Origin of the sequence: Streptomyces sp. APSN-46.1, assembly GCF_022815725.1 — a bacterium.
GTDB lineage: Bacteria > Actinomycetota > Actinomycetes > Streptomycetales > Streptomycetaceae > Streptomyces.
Genome location: NZ_JALGRF010000004.1, coordinates 108051 through 126757, shown reverse-complemented (window position 1 = coordinate 126757; position 18707 = coordinate 108051). Strand labels below are relative to the sequence as shown.

14 protein-coding genes are annotated in these 18707 nt (G+C 72.7%); 4 read left to right on the top strand and 10 right to left on the bottom strand.

All coding sequences use genetic code 11. From position 1 onward, the window contains the following. Positions 1-35: 35 nt before the first annotated feature. The 9 genes from MTF65_RS14945 to MTF65_RS14905 all read right to left on the bottom strand — a co-directional run bounded on the left by MTF65_RS14945 (position 36) and on the right by MTF65_RS14905 (position 11941). Entirely contained in the window at positions 36-1148 is a 1113-nt protein-coding gene (locus tag MTF65_RS14945; RefSeq protein WP_243629184.1) for a TrkA family potassium uptake protein, read from the bottom strand. Continuing rightward, on the bottom strand, positions 1136-2575 hold the full coding sequence (locus MTF65_RS14940) for a molybdopterin molybdotransferase MoeA (protein WP_243629183.1): 1440 nt from the start codon (positions 2573-2575) through the stop codon (positions 1136-1138). The genes MTF65_RS14945 and MTF65_RS14940 overlap by 13 nt, the downstream gene beginning before the upstream one ends. Further along, positions 2572-3540 (bottom strand): NTP transferase domain-containing protein, encoded by a 969-nt coding sequence (locus tag MTF65_RS14935; protein WP_243629182.1) that lies wholly within the window; start codon positions 3538-3540, stop codon positions 2572-2574. Before MTF65_RS14935 ends, MTF65_RS14940 begins: the two co-directional genes overlap by 4 nt. A 745-nt stretch (positions 3541-4285) precedes the next feature. Further along, entirely contained in the window at positions 4286-4822 is a 537-nt protein-coding gene (locus tag MTF65_RS14930) for a bacterial proteasome activator family protein (RefSeq protein ID WP_243629181.1), read from the bottom strand. Between the two features lie 114 nt (positions 4823-4936). Next, positions 4937-7681, bottom strand: a complete 2745-nt coding sequence (locus tag MTF65_RS14925) for an FtsX-like permease family protein (RefSeq protein ID WP_243629408.1) — start codon at positions 7679-7681, stop codon at positions 4937-4939. 101 nt (positions 7682-7782) lie between these two features. Then, on the bottom strand, positions 7783-8514 hold the full coding sequence (locus MTF65_RS14920; RefSeq protein WP_243629180.1) for an ABC transporter ATP-binding protein: 732 nt from the start codon (positions 8512-8514) through the stop codon (positions 7783-7785). Between the two features lie 25 nt (positions 8515-8539). Continuing rightward, a complete protein-coding gene (locus MTF65_RS14915; RefSeq protein WP_243629179.1) occupies positions 8540-9256 on the bottom strand; it encodes a PadR family transcriptional regulator in 717 nt (238 codons plus the stop codon). A gap of 107 nt (positions 9257-9363) precedes the next feature. Continuing rightward, positions 9364-10056, bottom strand: coding sequence for a hypothetical protein (locus MTF65_RS14910; RefSeq protein ID WP_243629178.1), 693 nt, complete (start codon positions 10054-10056; stop codon positions 9364-9366). A 172-nt stretch (positions 10057-10228) separates the two neighbouring features. Next, complete coding sequence (locus MTF65_RS14905) at positions 10229-11941, bottom strand: protein kinase domain-containing protein (protein WP_243629177.1); 1713 nt, start codon at positions 11939-11941, stop codon at positions 10229-10231. Between the two features lie 240 nt (positions 11942-12181). On the opposite strand from MTF65_RS14905, the gene MTF65_RS14900 reads away from it, so the two are divergent. Then, the gene (locus MTF65_RS14900; RefSeq protein WP_243629176.1) at positions 12182-13831 is read left to right on the top strand and encodes a protein kinase domain-containing protein; all 1650 of its coding nucleotides are present in this window, start codon (positions 12182-12184) and stop codon (positions 13829-13831) included. Positions 13832-13949: 118 nt separating this feature from the next. On the opposite strand, the gene MTF65_RS14895 is transcribed toward MTF65_RS14900, so the two are convergent. Further along, positions 13950-14612, bottom strand: coding sequence for a response regulator transcription factor (locus MTF65_RS14895; RefSeq protein WP_243629175.1), 663 nt, complete (start codon positions 14610-14612; stop codon positions 13950-13952). A 335-nt stretch (positions 14613-14947) separates the two neighbouring features. Here MTF65_RS14895 and pdhA point away from each other — a divergent pair, with 335 nt between their 5' ends. Genes pdhA through MTF65_RS14880 form a run of 3 tightly spaced genes read left to right on the top strand, consistent with a single transcriptional unit; the run spans position 14948 to position 18616 of the window. Then, positions 14948-16150: a pyruvate dehydrogenase (acetyl-transferring) E1 component subunit alpha gene (gene pdhA / locus MTF65_RS14890; protein WP_243629174.1), complete on the top strand. Its 1203-nt coding sequence runs from the start codon at positions 14948-14950 to the stop codon at positions 16148-16150. Continuing rightward, positions 16150-17130, top strand: coding sequence for an alpha-ketoacid dehydrogenase subunit beta (locus tag MTF65_RS14885; RefSeq protein WP_243629173.1), 981 nt, complete (start codon positions 16150-16152; stop codon positions 17128-17130). The genes pdhA and MTF65_RS14885 overlap by 1 nt, the downstream gene beginning before the upstream one ends. A gap of 31 nt (positions 17131-17161) precedes the next feature. After that, positions 17162-18616: a dihydrolipoamide acetyltransferase family protein gene (locus tag MTF65_RS14880; RefSeq protein ID WP_243629407.1), complete on the top strand. Its 1455-nt coding sequence runs from the start codon at positions 17162-17164 to the stop codon at positions 18614-18616. The last annotated feature ends 91 nt before the right edge of the window (positions 18617-18707 follow it).

Genomic DNA, 18707 nt, shown 5'->3' with positions numbered 1-18707 from the left:
AGGGCGCCGCCGGACCACAATCCGCCCGACACTCCCTACGAGGCCGAGCCCGGCGTCCGACGTGGGGCCGTCGGCGGGGTCGTCGGCGGGGCCGCCCGGACGATGGTGATCAGGCGGTCCGTCAGTTCGAGCGGGCTCGCGTGCGGATCGTCGTACGGGAGCAGCCGGTGGCCGCGCAGCACGCTCACCACCAGGTCGCTGGTGTCCCGTACCGACGTGCCGACCTCGTCCTTCCTGACGGGCCGTTCGATCAGGTCGAGGCCGCTGCCCGACTGGATCAGGTCCTCCATCACGGTGCCCGCGCTGGGGCTGAGTACCGACAGGCCCAGCAGCCGGCCCGCCGCGCTCGCGCTCGTGATCACCGCGTCCGCGCCGGACTGCTTCAGCAGGGGCGCGTTCTCCTCCTCGCGGACCGCCGCGACGATCTTCGCGCCCCGGTTGAGCTGCCGCGCCGTCAGTGTCACGAGGACCGCCGTGTCGTCCCGCTGTGTGGCGATGATGATCTGACGGGCCTTCTGGAGCTCGGCGCCGAGCAGGACATCGGAGCGGGTGGCATCGCCCACCACCCCGGTGAGTCCCTCGGAGTTCGCCATGTCGATCACCTTGGTGCTCGGGTCCACGATGACCACCTGCTCCCTGCGGAGGCCGGTGGCCAGCAGGGTCTGCAGGGCCGACCGGCCTTTGGTGCCGAAGCCGATGACGACCGTGTGGTCACGCAAGTTCTTCCTCCAGCGGCTCAGCCGCCACTCGTCACGGGTCCGCTCCGTGAGCACTTCCAGGGTGGTGCCGACCAGGATGATCAGGAACAACACGCGCAGCGGCGTGATCAGCAGGATGTTGATCAGCCGCGCGCTGTCGCTGTACGGGACGATGTCGCCGTAGCCCGTGGTCGAGAGGGTCACGGTCGCGTAGTAGACGCAGTCGAGGAAGTCCACTTGCCCGTCGGCGTTGTCGTGGTAGCCCGCGCGGTCCAACCACACGATCAGGACCGTCAAGAACATCACGAACAGGGCCATCATCAGACGCCGGGCGACCTGACGCAGCGGCTTCTTCACCACGCGCCTGGGCAGTTTGAGGCGCTGCGCGACGAGCTTCTCGTCAGCGCCCCGCGCCATCGCGTCCGAGCCGTCGAGTTTCACGTGAAACATCCCCCCGCCGCCCACGGCAGGTCGAGGATCTCCAGCTCCTGCCCGGCCCGCGCGCCGTGCGGCGGTACGACGGCCAGCGCGTCGGCGGCCGCCACGCCGCGCAGCATCGCCGGGCCGTGGAAGCGCAGCGGGACCGCGAGCTCGTCGCTCAGCAGGACGGGGACGAGCCGGGTGTCGTACGGGTGGCCGGATACGTCGTCCTGGACCGGCGCCGCGTACCGGGGCCGCTGGCGGCGTCCCGCGAGGGCGCGCAGCAACGGCTCGGCGAGGGTCAGCAGCCCGGAGACGGCGGCCAGCGGGTTGCCGGGCAGGCCCACCAGATGGCGGACCGGGTCCTGGCCGGGGCCCCCGGCGCCGCCGCCGAGCCGGGCCAGCAGCATCGGGTGCCCGGGACGTACGGCGACCCCGTCGACGAGGAGTTCGGCGCCGGCCCTGAGCAGCACCGGGTGGACGTGGTCGCGGGGGCCGGAGGCGGTGCCGCCGGTGGTGATGACCAGGTCGGCGTCCGAGCCGGTGACGGCCTTGAGCAGGGCCTCCGCTCCGGCGGGGTCGTCGCCGAGGCGCCGGGTGCCGATGACGTCGGCGCCGAGCCGGGTGAGCCAGGGGGCGAGCATCGGGCCGAGGGCGTCGCGGATCAGGCCGTCGTGCGGGAGGCCCTCGGTGAGCAGCTCGTCGCCGAGCACCAGGATCTCCACGCGGGGGCGGTGCCGGGTGGTCAGCTCGTCGTAGCCGGCGGCGGCGGCGAGGCCGAGCACGGCCGGGGTGACGAGGGAGCCGGCGGGCAGCAGCAGGTCGCCGGAGCGGCACTCCTGGCCGCGCGGGCGGATGTCCTGGCCGGGGCTGACGGGCCGGTCGGCGAACAGCTGGGAGCCGGTCTCGCGGCAGTGCTCGCGGCGGATCACGGCGGTGGTGTCGGCGGGGATCCGGGCGCCGGTGGCGATCCGTACGGCCTCGCCGTCGGCGAGCGGCTCTGGGCGGTCGGAGCCGGCCAGCACCCCGGCGCCGGGGCGGGTGCTCCAGGGGCCGGGGCCGGCGACGGCCCAGCCGTCCATGGCGGAGGTGTCGAAGGACGGCAGGTCGGTGAGGGCTTCGAGGGGCGCGGCCAGTACCTCGCCGAGGGCGTCGGCGAGGGGCACCCGGTGGGTGCGGCCGCGGACGCCGGAGCCGGCGCGGGCGGCGATCTCCCGGGCGCGGGGCCAGTTGCCTCCGGCGGTGGTGGTGGTGGCGGTGGCGTCGGCGGTGGCGCCGGTGCCGCCCGCGCCGCCCGTGGCGCCGGTGGCGTCGGCGTGGCCGGTGGCGGCCCGGGGATCGCGGCTGACCAGGGCGAGGGCCTCGTCGAGGGCCTGCTCGGCGGTGGCCTTCGGCGGCGGTGCCGGGGTGCCCGCCGGGGAGGAGGCCTGCGCGTGGTCGGCGTCGGTGGGGGTCATCCGGAGCCGTTCTCTTGAGCGTCGGTGGGGGCGGCGTCGGTGCGGCGGGCGTCGGTGGGGGCGGCGTCGGTGTGACGGGTGTCGGTGGGGGTGGCCTCGGTGGGAGCGGCGTCGGTGGGGGTGGGGTCGGCTTCGGCTTCGGCGGCCCAGCGGAGGGCGAGGCCGGCGGCCTTCCGGGAGGCCTCGGCGACGGCCCGGGCGGGGTCCGTGCCGGTGCCGGCGGCCTGCGCGGCCGCGTAGCCCACCAGGAAGGTGGTCAGCGGGGCGGCGGGCCGGGCGACGCCGTGGGCGGCGTCACGGGCGAGGTCGAGGAGGGTCTTGATGTCGACGTCGAGGTCGATGCCCAGCTCGTTCTTGACTGCGGTCATCCATTCGTCCAGCACGTTCCCATGCTCCCTGATGCGGGCGCGGGCGGCCGCGAGATCCTCCCAGGTGTCGCAGTCGAACGAGGCGAGCGGGGCCTTCGCGGTGACCGCGGCCAGATCGAGCTCGGCGGTGAGCGCGCGCAGCGGAAGGCCGTACAGGGTGCCGTGTTCGGTGGCGAGGAGGGCGATCTCGCGGCGCAGCGGCTCGGCGCGGTAGGCGGCGACGAGGGGTTGGTCCCGGCCGCCCGGGTCGCGGAGCACGGCCCCGTCCGGGCCGTCGGCGGCCAGCAGGGCGTGGACGGTGTCCCGGTCCAGGAACGGCAGGTCGGCGGAGAGTACGAGGACCAGTTCGGCGGTGGTTTCGCGCAACCCGGCGTCGAGGGCGGCGAGGGGGCCGCCGCCCGGGGGGTGTTCACGGGTCCAGTGGACCGGGCGGGGCGTGGGGCGGCGGCCGCCGACGACGACGGTGGTGCGGGCGTCGGCGCAGGCGTCCAGGACGCGGTCGAGGAGGGAGCGGCCGCCGACGCGGAGGGCGGGTTTGTCGGCCCCGCCGAGTCGCTGCGCGGCGCCGCCGGCGAGGACGATCGCGTCGTAGGTCATACCCCCGAGTATGAGGCGGCCATGCTTCCGCCGGGGAACCGCTCCCCTGGCCGGGGTTCCACCATGACCTCACCCGGCTACCGCCGGGACCTTGCCCGGCTACGGCCGGGGTTCCGCCCGGCTGCGGCCGGGGCCTGGCCTGGCTACGGCCGGGGTTCCGCCCGGCTGCGGCCGGGGCCTGGCCTGGCTACGGCCGGGGTTCCGCCCGGCTGCGGCCGGGACCTGGCCCGACTACGGCCGGTGTTCCGCCCGGCTGCGGCCGGGGCTTTGGGCCGGCTGCTGCCGGGACTTGCCCGGCTACGGCTGGGGTTCCGTCCGGCTACCGTCGGGGTTCCGTCCGGCTGCGGCCCGGGACGTTGCCCGGCTACGGCCGGGACTTTGGCCGGCTGCCGCCGGGACCTTGCCCGGCTATGGCCGGGGTTCCGTCTGGCTGCCGCCGGTGTTTCGCTCGGCTGCGGCCGGGATCTCGTCCGGCTGGGGTCGGGACGTTGCCCGGCTGCCGCCGGGGCCTTGCCCGGCGATGGCCGGTGTTCCGCCTGGCTACCGCCGGTGTTCCGCTCGGCTGAGGCGGGATCTCGTCCGGGTGGGGCCGGGGCTTTGGCCGGGTGCCGCCGGGGGCCTGCTCGGTTGCCGGCGGGAAGTCGTCCTGGCGTACGTGCCGGTGGGGCGTGGGGGAACGGGGTGGGGGCCCGGATCGCCAGGGGCGAGCCGGGCCCGGGGGGTTGGGGGTTCCGGCGCTGCGGGGTTACAGGTAGGGGCCCGAGCGGATGGCGCCGTGGGGGCCTTCGTCGTCGTCGTGGGGAGCGCCGGCCGGGAGGGCGCGGCGCATCTGTTCCAGCTGGGCCCGCGCTGCCATCTGCTGTGCGAACAGGGCGGTTTGGATGCCGTGGAAGAGCCCCTCCAGCCATCCGACCAACTGGGCCTGCGCGATGCGCAGTTCCGCCTCGGACGGAATGGCCTCCTCCGTGAAGGGGAGCGAAAGGCGTTCCAGTTCCTCGACCAACTCCGGTGCCAGGCCGTCCTCCAGCTCCTTCACCGACGCGTGGTGGATGTCCTTGAGCCGGACCCGGCTCGCCTCGTCGAGAGGAGCGGCACGTACCTCTTCCAGGAGTTGCTTGATCATGCTGCCGATCCGCATGACCTTGGCGGGCTGTTCGACCATCTCCGTCACCGGGACCTCGCGCGACTCGTCATCGGCGCCGCCGACCGCCATCCCGTCCTGTCCCACGATCAGGACGTGCGGGGGACTGTCCTGCGACCGTTCACTCCTCGGCATCTCCATGCCGCCATTCTCTCGCACACCTTCGGTCTCCCACGGTGTGCCCCCGTACAGGCGTGATCCACCCTGTACGGGGGCGTGAGGATGACTCCGCGGATACCCGGCGGATACCCCGCGTTACCCGGCGGCGCGGCGGGCCAGGGCGCCGCTGGACTTCGTGACCAGCGCGGCCAGCAGCGCCGCGCCCAGCGGGACCACGATGAGCAGTCCGCCCAGCGTCTCCCACGGCACCGCGATCGGCACGTACGGCGCGATGGCCGACTCCGCCAGGTTCCCCTGCGCCACGCCCTCGTCGTAGAGCGCCTGCATCTCCCGCCGCTCGGTGAGCCGCAGCCCGACCGCCGGCAGGATCCCGGCCGCCGTGCCGAGGACGACGCCCATCAGGGCCACCACCCCGCACTGGAAGCCGCTCAGCGTCCGCCGCACCCTCGGCGGCGCCCCGACCGCCGCCAGTGTCTTCAGGTCGGCCTCGGCGTCCGCCTGCGCCAGTCCGGTGGCGATGCCGGCCGCGCCGATGGTGACCAGGCCCGCGAAGACGGTCAGGGCCAGCAGGGCCACGCCGCCTCCGCCCTGGTAGCCCGCCTCGATGGTGACCACGGTTTCCAGGCCCATCGTGTCGAGCGCCCCGTCCAGCTTCTGCCGCTGCTCGGAGGTGGCCGTCCCGTCGAGGGTGAAGTACGAGCCGAACGGAGCGGTGGTGAGTCCGGCCGACGCGGCGGCCCTGGCCGGCAGTACCAGCCGCAGGCCGTAGCCGTCGGCGCCGGCGGGCGCCTGGTAGGCGGCGAAGACCTTCTCCTCGCCGGGCGGCTCCTGCCCGGACGGCACGCTCATGGCGGCCTTCGGGTCGGTGATCAGCCGGATGGTGACCTTGTCGTCCTTCACGATCCGCTTGTCGAAGGAGACGGCCTTGCCCGCCTTCAGCGCGGACGCCGCACCCGGATCGGTGACGGCGAGCACGGTCAGCAGCTTCTCGTCCGCGACGACCGCATCGAACTCCGTGCCGTGCCTGCCCTCCTGGCACCGCCAGTCGGCGCGCAGCGCTTTGCGCCGCTCCACCGAGAAGGAGTCGGAGCCGTCCTCGTAGAGCGGGCAGCGCTGATCCTTCGGAGTGATGACCTCGGCCCGGCCGCAGCCCGGTTCGTCGGACCAGGAGTCACAGCCCGGCTTGCCGACGACGAGCCGGTCCACGTCCGCCCGCAGCGCCAGCGGAAGATGGTGTGCCAGTGCCTCGCGGACGGCGGGCACGTCCTTGTGGGCGGAGTTCTCGGTGACTTGGGCCAGCCCGCTGCCGAGGGGCAGCGAGGCGGTGTAGTCGCGCTTGTCCTGGAGTTCGTCGCTGTGCTGGAACGTGGCCACCGCGACCGTGCCGGCGACTGCGGCCAGTACGGCCGCCACGGCCGGGGCCGTACGGCCCCGGTTGCGCACGGCGTCGCGCAGCGCGAGCCGCGGCGACAGCGGCAGCCACCGCCCTATCCGTCCGAACAGGCCGACCAGCACCGGGGTGAGGGCGACGATGCCCAGCTCGGCTATGGCACTGCCGCCCGCGACGACCACGGAGCCCATGTCGGAGACGCTGCCGAAGAGGGCGATGGCGGCGCCCGCGCCGACGGCGACCAGGCCGATGACGGGCAGCACCCGGTTGGCCCGGCGGATCCCGCGGCGGCCGGTGAGCGAGGCCAGCACCGTCTGCCGCGAGGCGGTGACGGCCGGGGCGACGGCGGCCAGCAGCCCGGTCAGCACGGCGAGCAGACCGATCCCGAGGAGTTCCAGCGGGCGGACGTCGAAGTGGCCGAAGCGGTTGCCGATGCGTTCCTCCAGCACCGGCTGGAGCCCGAGGGTCAGGGCCACGCCGACGGCGGTGCCGATGACGGCGGACGCGGCGCCGATGACCAGGCCGCCCGACAGCACGATGGCCCGGATGTGCCGCCGGTCGCCGCCGTTGGCGCCGACCAGGCCGAGCTGGCGGCGCGAGCGCCGGGCCCCCACCGCGAAGGCGGGTCCGGCCAGCAGGCAGATCTCCAGCATGGCCAGGCCCACCACGGTGGCCAGGATGGCCAGTTCGGTGGCCCGCATGGCCGCCGTGTTGCCCGACGGGTTCTCCGCCAGGTCCCGGTACAGCGGCACGTCGGAGTTGGCGGGCGGGTCGAGCATCACGGCGTGGGAGACGACGACGACCCCCTTGGTGTTCGCCTCCTTGACCATGTTCCACGTGAAACCATCGCCGCCGACCTTGACGAGGTAGCTGTCCTCGGCCCGCACGCCGGAGTTCCCGGCGGCCGTCAGGGCCTTCTCCAGCGGTTCCAGCAGAGTCCCGGGCGGTGCGGTGATCTGGGCCTGCCCGAGGCCGTCGGGCAGTTCGTACGCCCCGACGATCTTGTACGAGGTCGTCCCGCCGCGCGGAGTCACGGTGGACCCGACGAAGTACCCGGCTTTCTCCAGGAAGGCGTTGGTGGCGATGGCCTCGCCGGCCGCCTCCGGCAGCCGGCCGCGGTCGAGCGTCAACATCCCCTTGACCTGCGGGCTGTGCGTGTCCAGTTCGCGCAGCTCGGTTTCGAGCAGCCCGTGCGAGGTGCGGACCTTGGCGTGGCCGACGCTGTCCTTCAGGGCCTGGGCGCCCGCCGGGAGCGCGGAGCTCAGCTGCTTCGGATCCGTTTCCTTGGGGGGCTGGTACTTGTCGTACCCGCCGGCGGGCGCGTACCCGTTGCCGTCGGGGCGCTGGTAGATCGCCGCCCCCATGCCGGAGGCCGTCAGCTTGGCGTCGGAGGCGCCGAGTACCCGCTCCATCTTCTGTTCGGTGGAGAGTTCGGCGCTGCGCAAGGTGAGGTCGGCGGCGCTCACTCCGACGATCGGCAGGGCGATCATCGCGAGGACGAGGGCGCTGCGGCCCTTGGCGCGCCAGGCGTCGCGGCGGGCGATCCGGATCGCGGCGACCCAGGAGTGGTACCAGCCTTGGAGCGAAGAGGTCACTGGCCGGCCGCCCGCCCGGTGAGCAGCGAGTCGGCGTGGCTGCGCAGGGTCTCGTCGACGACGCTGCCGTCGCGCAGGAAGACGACCCGGTCGGCCCATGCGGCGAACCGCGGTTCGTGCGTGACGAGGATGCCCGCGGCGCCCGCGTCGCAGCGGGAGCGCAGCAGGGCGAGGACGGATTCACCGGTCTCGGAGTCGAGGGCGCCGGTGGGTTCGTCGGCGAGCACCAGGCGCCGGTCGCCGACCAGGGCTCGGGCGATGGCCACGCGCTGCTGCTGGCCGCCGGACATCTCGTCGGGGAAGCGGTCGGCGAGGTGGCCGAGGCCCATCTCCTCCAGGGCTTCCAGCGCGGAGACACGGGCCTTGCGGGCGGATATCCCGTCGAGTTCACGGGGCAGGGCCACGTTCTCGGCGGCGGTGAGGGCCGGGATCAGGTTGTAGTCCTGGAAGACGTAGCCGATGCTTCGGCGGCGCAGCGCGGCCAGCTGCTTGCGGCTCGCGGTGGTGATGTCGGTGCCCTCGACGATCACCCGGCCGCTGCTGGGGGTGTCGAGGCCGCCGGCGAGGGTGAGCAGCGTGGATTTGCCGGACCCGGAGGGGCCCATGACGGCGACGAGTTCGCCGGGGTGGACGGTGAGGTCGATGCCGCGCAGGGCATGCACCTCGGTCGCTCCGCTTCCATGGGTGCGGACGAGCTTGTCCAACTGCAATACGGGCTGGTCGGGCATGAAGGGTCCCCCCTGGGACGGTGGTTCAGCCCCGCCGTGTGCGGGCGGTGCGGGGCCGGTCGGTGGCGGAAGTGGCTTCGGACGTGGTCGAGGCGGTCGCAGCGGCAGTCGTTACGGCGCCGGGGCGGGCGCCGGCGGCGGGGCGGGCGCCGGCGCCGGTGGCCGGGGGCGGCTCGGGCTCGGCTCTCCCGTCGGCCGGCCGGGAGAGCCGGACGAGCCGGGACTCGCAGTGGTCGAGCCAGCGCGCCTCGGCCTCGGTCTGGAAGATGAGCTGTTCCAGCACCAGCAGCCAGGCCAGGTCGTCGCGTTCGCGGGACCGGCCGCTCTCGATGGCGGCGAGGGCCTGCGCCTTGAGGCGGGTGTAGTCCTGCATCGCCTTGATCGTGGCGTGCCGCTGGGACTGGATGACGGCGCGGATGTCCACGCCGGGGGCGCCCACGGCCATGGCGAGCTTGATGGACAGCTCGTCACGGGGCGGGTTGGTGCGGTCGACGGGGCGCTCGTACCACTGGCGCAGTTCGGCGCGTCCGGTGTCGGTGATGGCGTAGAGGGTGTGCCCGGCGTCGTCCTCGCCGCCGGGGGCGACGAGTCCGTCGCGCTCCAGGCGGGCCAGGGTGGTGTACACCTGCCCGACGTTGAGCGGCCAGGTGGAGCCGGTGCGGGATTCGAACTCGGTGCGCAGCTGGGAGCCGTACCGAGGACCCCGTTCCAGCAGGGCGAGAAGGCCGTGACGGATCGACATACTCAGTATGTATACCGAGTATGCAGGCCCCCGCAACCATCTCTGGGCGTACATCCGGAGGGGGATGCCCGAGGTCGCGTCCGCCTCAGGGGTCCCTCCGGCACCCCCTACGGCCCGCGCCGCAGCCGCATTCCCATGAAGCCGAGACCCAGCCCCATCAGGGCGAATCCGGTGCCGAGGGGCAGTATGTGGGCGGCCAGATCGGCGGCCCGGTCGTTCGGCTCGGTGCCGAGGGCGGCGACCGGGTGCGGCACGGCCTGCGAACTCGGCGCGGCCTGCGAACTCGGGAAGGTCAGCGAACTCGGGGCGCCCGGCGGGCTCGGGACGGCCGGCCGGCTCGGGGCGACGGGGCGCGCCGGGTCGGCGGGGCGCGCCGGGTCGGGGGGCTCCTGGCGCGGCCGCAGCCGCAGCGGCCGGGAGGCCAGCACAGTCTCCGGGTTGGCGGGCTCGGCCGCCGGCCGCCCGGGCCGCTCCCGCCCGACCCCGGCGACACTGCCGGCCAGTTCCTCGTAGGCCTCCTTCGGTACGTCGTCCCCGGGTACGTCATCCCCCGGCGCGGCATCGGCGGGCGCGGCATCGGCAGGCTCGGCGTCGCCGGACGCCGGGGCGGGCGCCGCCACGGCGCGGGCCGTGAGAGGCGTCAGGGCGATCCGCCCCGGGGCGGCGGGCGCGAGGGTCCAAGCGGTCGCGGGCGCGAGGGCCCAAGCGGTCGCGGGCGCGAGGGCGCAAGCGGGCGCGAGCACCGCGGCGGCCAGCACGGCCCCGGCCAGCCAGTGCGGCGCACGCGGGCGTCGAGTCACCGGGTGCCCCTCCCGTTCCTGGAGGTCCCCCCGGACGGAGTCAGGGGAGGCCGAGGTGCGCGCTTCCATGCACTACGCGCTCAGGTTCACATGGTGGGGCAAAAGCGGCATCCCGGGCGGCCCATCAGGGCGGCCCGGGATGCCGGAGTCTCAGAAGTACCGCGAACGGCTCCTACTGGGGGTCGCCGGTCGAGACCGTCAGCGTGAACTCGGTCCCTTCCTTGTCGACCTTCGAGCCCGCCTCCGGGTTCTGCTGGATCACGATGTCCTCGCCGTAGACGCCCTCGTCCTGCTCCACGACCTTGTACTTCCAGCCGGCGGCCTGGATGCAGGCCTTGACCGACAGGATGTCCTTGTAGCGGAAGTCCGGGGCGTTGTACTTCGTGGCGTCACTGAAGTGCTTCGACGGGTTCTTGCACTTCGTGTCCTCTATCGTGCGCGTGCGGTCCGGCCCCTTGTGGCCGGCCTTGGCCGACACCGACGCGGACGCCGAGGGCGAGGTCCCCCCACCGCCCTGGTTCCCGCCCTTGTCGCCTCCGCCGTTGATCGCCCAGATCAGACCGCCGACGGCCAGCAGGGCCACCGCGATCGCGCCCACGATCACCGGCGTGTTCCGCCCGCCGCCACCGCCCGCGCCGGAGACCCCGGACGAGGCCGGGGCCGGCGTCGGCGAGATCGTGTACGGCGGCGGGGTCTGCGGCGCCTGGTACGGCTGCTGGTGGTGCTGCTGGGGCTGCTGGTGCGTCTGGTGCTGCTGCGGCACCGGCGGCGGCGTGTGCTGCTGCTGCTGCGGGTACGCGTAGCCGCCCTGCGCGTGCTGCTGCTGTTGCTGCGGCGGCGCGTACGGCGACGGAGCCGGGGTGTGCGGCGCCTGGTACGGCTGGTGGAGCGACTGCGGCGGCGGCGCCTGGAACCCGGAGTCCACCGGCGGGAACACGGCCGAGCCCACGCCCGCACCGCTGCTCACCGGGCCGCCGCCCTGGACGATCAGCGGAGCACCGGTCTGGCCGGCCGACATCACCCGCGCGACCTCGTCCCGCATGGCCGCGGCCGTCGGGAAGCGCTCGTTCGGGTTCTTCTTCAGGGCCCGCGCCACCAGCGCGTCCATCGCCGGGCTCACCGACCGGTTGATGGAGGACGGCGTGACCGGCTCCTCCTGTACGTGCGCGTACGCGATGGCCAGCGGCGAGTCCGCCTCGAACGGCAGCCGTCCGGTCAGCAGCTGGAAGAGCATGATGCCGACCGAGTAGAGGTCGGAGCGGGCGTCCACGCCGCGCCCCAGCGCCTGCTCGGGCGACAGGTACTGCGGGGTGCCGACGACCATGCCGGTCTGCGTCATCGAGGTGACACCGGACTGCATCGCACGGGCGATACCGAAGTCCATCACCTTGACCACGCCGCGCTTGGTCATCATGACGTTGCCGGGCTTGATGTCGCGGTGGACCAGGCCCATCTCGTGGCTGGTCTCCAGGGCGGCCAGCACATCGGCCGTCACCTTCAGCGCCTTGTCCGCCGGCATCGCCCCGTACTGGGTGATGTCCGCCTGGAGAACGGAGCCGAGCGGCTTGCCCTCGACGTACTCCATGACGATGTACGGCATCAGCGCGCCGTCCAGTTCGCCTTCGCCCGTATCGAACACCGAGACGATGTTCGTGTGCGACAGTTTGGCAACAGCCTGCGCCTCACGGCGGAAGCGCTCGCGGAAGGACGCCTCCCGCCCGAGTTCACTGTGCAGCGTCTTGATCGCGACCTGTCGGTCGAGCGCGGAGTCGTACGCGAGATAGACGGACGCCATGCCGCCCTCGCCGAGCAAATCCCTTAGTTGGTAACGGCCACCGGCCAGGGAGCCGCCTGCGTACCGGCCCTGAGTGCCGTCCTGGCTCATGACTGTTGCTTCCCCTCGGGATGTGTCCCTACGCCTCTGGCTGAGCGCATGTCGCGCCCAGTCTGCCGGAGGGCAAGCACACGTCAAGCCGGGTACCCGTTCCGTGACCACAAGGCCACCGGGCGCCATTGTCCGAACGGTGAGCGGTTGCGAGGCTGTAGCGTTCACCGCAGAACCCTGGAAAGGCCCTTGCGGAGGGCCCACCGCTAGTGCGGACGAGAGAGACGACGGCGAGGACTGATGGCACCCGAACCCGACGGAAACGGCGCCGGGATGGGCGACGGTCCTGAGCACTGGGGCGCGGGCGGCCTGGTGGGAGACGGCCGTTACCGGCTGACGCACCGGCTGGGCCGCGGCGGTATGGCCGAGGTCTTCGCGGCCGAGGACGTCAGGCTGGGCCGCACCGTGGCCGTGAAGCTGCTGCGCGCCGACCTCGCCGAGGACCCGGTCTCCAAGGCCCGCTTCACCCGTGAGGCACAGTCGGTCGCCGGGCTCAACCACCACGCGGTCGTCGCCGTGTACGACTCGGGCGAGGACCGGGTCGGCCCGAACGTCGTCCCGTACATCGTCATGGAGCTGGTCGAGGGCCGGACCATCCGCGAGCTGCTGCTCAGCGCGGAGGCCCCGGGTCCCGAACAGGCGCTCATCATCGTGTCGGGCGTGCTGGAAGCCCTCGCGTACTCGCACCAGCACGGCATCGTGCACCGCGACATCAAGCCGGCCAACGTCATCATCACCAACACCGGCGCGGTGAAGGTGATGGACTTCGGCATCGCCCGCGCCCTGCACGGCGCGCAGTCGACGATGACTCAGACCGGCATGGTCATGGGCACCCCGCAGTACCTGTCGCCCGAACAGGCCCTCGGCAAGGCCGTGGACCACCGCAGCGACCTCTACGCGACCGGCTGCCTGCTGTACGAACTCCTCGCGCTGCGGCCGCCCTTCACGGGCGAGACCCCGCTGTCCGTGGTCTACCAGCACGTCCAGGACATCCCGGTGCCGCCCTCGCAGCTGCCGGAGGGCGGCAGCATCCCGGCGGAACTCGACGGCATGGTGATGCGTTCACTGGCCAAGGACCCGGACGACCGGTTCCAGAGCGCCGAGGAGATGCGCGGGCTGGTCCAGTACGCGCTCCAGATGCTCCAGGAGCAGGGGCCCAACACCGGTACCTGGAACACCGGCCCGGTCACCATGGCGCTGCCGCACGGCCGCGGTGCCTCCCCGACGGCGGCGATGCCGACGGGCGGGACGGGCGGTCAGCAGCAGTACCCCTCGCACGCCACGACCTCGCAGTTCCAGCGGCCGATGGTGCCCCCGCTGAACCCGGACGACGGCTCGGCCTTCTCCGGCGGGGGCGGGTCCGGCGGCGGCCCGGGCGGTCACGGGGGCCACGGCGGTCACGGCGATTACGACGGCTACGACGACCGGGGCGGCAACGGCCGCTGGAAGATGTGGCTGTTCGCCGTCCTCGCGGTCATCGCGATCGCGGGCGGTGTGGCGTACGCCGTCAGCAACTACGGCGACAACAACCAGAACGGCGGCGGCGGTGGTGGCGCGACCACCCCGGCCCCGACGAAGAGCAGCCAGAGCAGCCAGCAGAGCACTCCGACCACGCCGGAGACCTCGCAGTCGCACCGGACGCCGGAGACCTCGCGGTCGTACGAGGAGAGCTACACGCCGGCCCCGAGCCGCAGCAAGAACTCGCCGAGCTCGACCCCGTCGACGAGCCCGTCGGGCTCCCCGTCCGCCTCGAAGTCCGGCTCGCCGAAGCCCTCGGGTTCGGTCACGCCGCCGCCGACGAAGACGCCCGTCGTGCCCCCGATCACGGGCGGCCCCGGCGGAGGCGAGGGTGTTCCCGGTGGCGCCGCCGGCGGCACCGGGACGCAATAGCGTGGATGTCCGAAAAGGGGCCCGGAGGAAGTAATTCCGCCGGGCCCCTTTTCGTATGCGCACAGTTATATCGGCTGATCAGAGCCCCCAGCCGGGGAAAGGAACCCGGGAAGGGGCGTCAGCCGCGCTTCTCGGCCTGGAGGCGGGCCACGTACGCGGCGGCCTGGGAGCGGCGCTCCATGCCCAGCTTGGCCAGCAGGCTGGAGACGTAGTTCTTGATGGTCTTCTCGGCGAGGTGCAGCCGCTCGCCGATGACGCGGTTCGTCAGGCCCTCGCCGATCAGGTCGAGGATCTTGCGCTCCTGCTCGGTGAGGTGGGCCAGGCGGTCGTCGCCCTTGCCGTTCTTGCCGTCGCGCAGCCGCTCCAGCACCCGGGCGGTGGCGACGGGGTCGAGCAGGGACCGGCCGGCCGCGACGTCGCGTACGGCGCCGAGAAGTTCATTGCCGCGGATCGCCTTGAGCACGTAGCCCGAGGCCCCGGCCATGATCGCGTCGAACAGCGCCTCGTCGTCCGCGAAGGACGTCAGCATCAGGCACTTGATGTCCTCGTTCCGGGAGCGGACCTCGCGGCACACCTCCACGCCGCTGCCGTCGGGCAGCCGCACGTCGAGGACCGCCACATCGGGGCGGGTGGCGGGGATCCGGACCAGTGCGTCGGCCGCGGTACCGGCCTCGCCGACGATCTCGATGTCGTCTTCCACCGACAGGAGCTCGTAGACGCCCCGACGGACCACTTCGTGGTCGTCCAGGAGGAATACCTTGATTTTTCCGTTTTCACGCACGTCGTCAGTTTCACACACTCACCCCTTCCCTGCCGGGGTTACCCGGGATAACGTGCCGTTGTTCCGGCCCCCTGCAAGGCTGTGACCAGTGGTTGTTCCCGCTTCCCCGGATTTACTTGGAAATCCAAGCAAAATCCCAGGTCAAGCTAGGTCCAGCAAGGTTTCGCAGTCATGCGGAGCACTGGGTAACGTGCATTGCGCAGGGCACTCGCCGGGGCACCTGTCACGCCTGGATCCCGTACGAGCCGCGCACCCACCCCGTGCGCGGGTACGGATGCAGGTGAGCCGCACTGGACCCCGGAGAACCCGGGTTCCGGACCGACGGAGGAGCACACGTGACCGTGGAGAGCACTGCCGCGCGCAAGCCGCGACGCAGCAGCGGCACCAAGCGGGCGGCAGGCGCGACGAGCGCCGCACAGGCCGCCGCCGCCACCGCGCAGAACGCCGAGCCCCAGCTCGTACAGCTGCTGACGCCCGAGGGGGACCGGGTAGAGACCGCGGAGAACGCGGAATTCGCCCCCTTCGTCGCCGACATCACCACCGAGGACCTGCGCGGGCTCTACCGCGACATGGTCCTGACCCGCCGTTTCGACGGCGAGGCGACCTCGCTGCAGCGCCAGGGCGAGCTGGGCCTGTGGGCCTCGCTCCTCGGCCAGGAAGCCGCCCAGATCGGCTCCGGCCGGGCGCTGCGCGACGACGACTACGTCTTCCCGACCTACCGTGAGCACGGTGTGGCCTGGTGTCGTGGCGTCGACCCGACCAACCTCCTCGGCATGTTCCGCGGTGTGAACCACGGTGGCTGGGACCCGAACACCAACAACTTCCACCTGTACACGATCGTGATCGGCTCGCAGACGCTGCACGCGACCGGTTACGCGATGGGTGTGGCCAAGGACGGCGCCGACTCGGCGGTCATCGCGTACTTCGGTGACGGTGCCTCCAGCCAGGGCGACGTGGCCGAGGCGTTCACCTTCGCGGCCGTCTACAACTCCCCCGTGGTGTTCTTCTGCCAGAACAACCAGTGGGCGATCTCCGAGCCGACCGAGCGCCAGATGCGCGTGCCGCTCTACCAGCGCGCGCAGGGCTTCGGCTTCCCGGGCGTCCGCGTGGACGGCAACGACGTGCTGGCCTGCCTGGCCGTGACCCGGTGGGCGCTGGAGCGGGCCCGGCGCGGCGAGGGCCCGACGCTGGTCGAGGCGTTCACGTACCGCATGGGCGCGCACACCACCTCCGACGACCCCACGAAGTACCGGCGGGACGAGGAGACGGCGGCCTGGGAGGCGAAGGACCCGATCCTGCGCCTGAAGGCCCACCTGCTCGCGACCGGCGGCGCCGACGAGGCCTTCTTCGAGGGCCTGGAGGCGGAGAGCGAGACCCTGGGCAAGCGGGTGCGCGAGGTCGTGCGCGCCATGCCCGACCCGGACACCATGGCGATCTTCGAGAACGTCTACGCGGACGGGCACGCGCTCGTCGACGAGGAGCGCGCCCAGTTCGCCGCCTACCTCGCGTCCTTCGAGTCTGCCGAGGAGGGTCACTGATGGCTGTGGCAAAGATGTCGATCGCGAAGGCGCTCAACGAGTCGCTGCGCAAGGCCCTGGAGACGGACCCGAAGGTCCTGATCATGGGCGAGGACGTCGGCAAGCTGGGCGGTGTCTTCCGCATCACCGACGGCCTGCAGAAGGACTTCGGCGAGGAGCGGGTCATCGACACCCCGCTCGCCGAGTCCGGCATCGTCGGCACCGCGATCGGCCTCGCGCTGCGCGGCTACCGGCCGGTGGTGGAGATCCAGTTCGACGGTTTCGTCTTCCCCGCCTACGACCAGATCGTCACGCAGCTCGCGAAGATGCACGCGCGGGCGCTGGGCAAGATCAAGCTGCCCGTCGTCGTGCGCATCCCCTACGCGGGCGGCATCGGCGCGGTGGAGCACCACTCGGAGTCCCCCGAGGCGCTGTTCGCGCACGTCCCGGGCCTCAAGGTGGTCTCCCCGTCGAACGCCTCGGACGCGTACTGGATGCTCCAGCAGGCGATCCTCAGCGACGACCCGGTGATCTTCTTCGAGCCGAAGCGGCGCTACTGGGACAAGGGCGAGGTCGATGCCGAGGCCATCCCGGACGCGCTGCACGCCGCGCGCGTGGCCCGTACGGGTACGGACATCACGCTCGCCGCGTACGGCCCGATGGTGAAGGTCTCCCTGGAGGCGGCCGCCGCCGCGGCCGAGGAGGGCAAGTCGGTGGAGGTCGTGGACCTGCGCTCGATGTCCCCCATCGACTTCGACGCACTGCAGGCCTCGGTGGAGAAGACCCGCCGGCTCGTGGTCGTCCACGAGGCGCCGGTGTTCCTGGGCGTGGGCTCGGAGATCGCCGCTCGCATCACGGAGCGGTGCTTCTACCACCTGGAGGCGCCGGTGCTGCGCGTGGGCGGCTTCCACGCCCCGTATCCGCCGGCCCGCCTGGAGGACGAGTACCTGCCGGGCCTGGACAGGGTGCTCGACGCCGTCGACCGCTCGCTGGCGTACTGAGGAGAGCCCTGTGACGATCCGCGAATTCAAGATGCCCGATGTGGGCGAGGGCCTCACCGAGGCCGAGATCCTCAAGTGGTACGTCCAGCCCGGTGACACCGTCACCGACGGGCAGGTCGTCTGCGAGGTCGAGACGGCGAAGGCCGCCGTGGAACTGCCGATCCCGTTCGACGGTGTCGTGCAGGCCCTGCGCTACGAAGAGGGCACCACGGTCGACGTCGGCCAGGTCATCATCGCCGTGCAGACGGCCCCCGGCGGCGCCGACGAGGCGGAAGCTCCGGTCCAGGAGGCGGCCCCGGCCGAGGCGGCGGAGGCAGCCGAGGCTGCGCCCGCCGCCCGCCAGCCCGTCCTGGTCGGCTACGGCGTCTCCGAGGCGTCCACCAAGCGGCGCCCGCGCAAGGCGGCGCCGCAGGCCCCGGTCGCCGGCCTGGCCGGCGTCCCGGCGCAGCCCGCGGCGGCCGCCCTGGCTCAGGCGGCGCAGAACGGCACGGCCACCCAGGTTCCCGGTACCCAGAACGGCACGGCTACCCGGGTTCCCGGTTCCGGCGCGGCCCGCGCACTGGCCAAGCCGCCGGTGCGCAAGCTCGCCAAGGACCTCGGCATCGACCTGGCCTCGGTGGTTCCCACCGGGGAGGGCGGCGTCGTGACCCGCGAGGACGTGCACGCCGCGGCCTCCGCGGCGCTCGCCCCGCAGGCCGCGGCTCCGGCCCCGGTGGCGGCCCCCGCTCCGGCTCCGGCCGAGGCGGCGGTCCAGGCTCCGGCCGCCGCGAAGGCCACGGCGGCGGAGCGCGAGACCCGGATCCCGGTCAAGGGCGTCCGCAAGGTCACCGCCCAGGCGATGGTCGGCTCCGCCTTCACCGCCCCGCACGTCACCGAGTTCATCACGTTCGACGTGACCCGGACGATGAAGCTGGTCCAGGAGCTCAAGGACGACCCGGACCTCGCCGGTCTGCGGATCAACCCGCTGCTCCTCATCGCCAAGGCCGTCCTCGTGGCCATCCGCCGCAACCCGGACGTCAACGCGTCCTGGGACGAGGCGGCCCAGGAGATCGTCCTCAAGCACTACGTCAACCTCGGCATCGCCGCGGCCACCCCCCGCGGCCTGATCGTCCCGAACATCAAGGACGCTCACGCCAAGACGCTGCGCGAGCTCTCCGAGGCCCTGTCCGGTCTGGTCGCCACGGCCCGCGACGGCAAGACCTCCCCGGCCGACATGCAGAACGGCACCATCACCATCACCAACGTCGGCGTCTTCGGCGTCGACACCGGTACGCCGATCCTGAACCCCGGCGAAGCCGCGATCCTCGCGGTCGGCGCGATCAAGCTCCAGCCGTGGGTGCACAAGGGCAAGGTCAAGCCGCGCCACGTCACCACCCTGGCGCTGTCCTTCGACCACCGCCTCATCGACGGCGAACTCGGCTCCCGCTTCCTGGCCGACATCGCGGCGGTCCTGGAACACCCGCGCCGCCTCGTCACCTGGTCGTAGCGGGCGGTACGCCCCGCGCCGATGGCCGGTCCCCCTCCCGGGAGCCGGCCATCGGCCGTATGACCCGACCCGACCTGACCTGCCCGGAGTC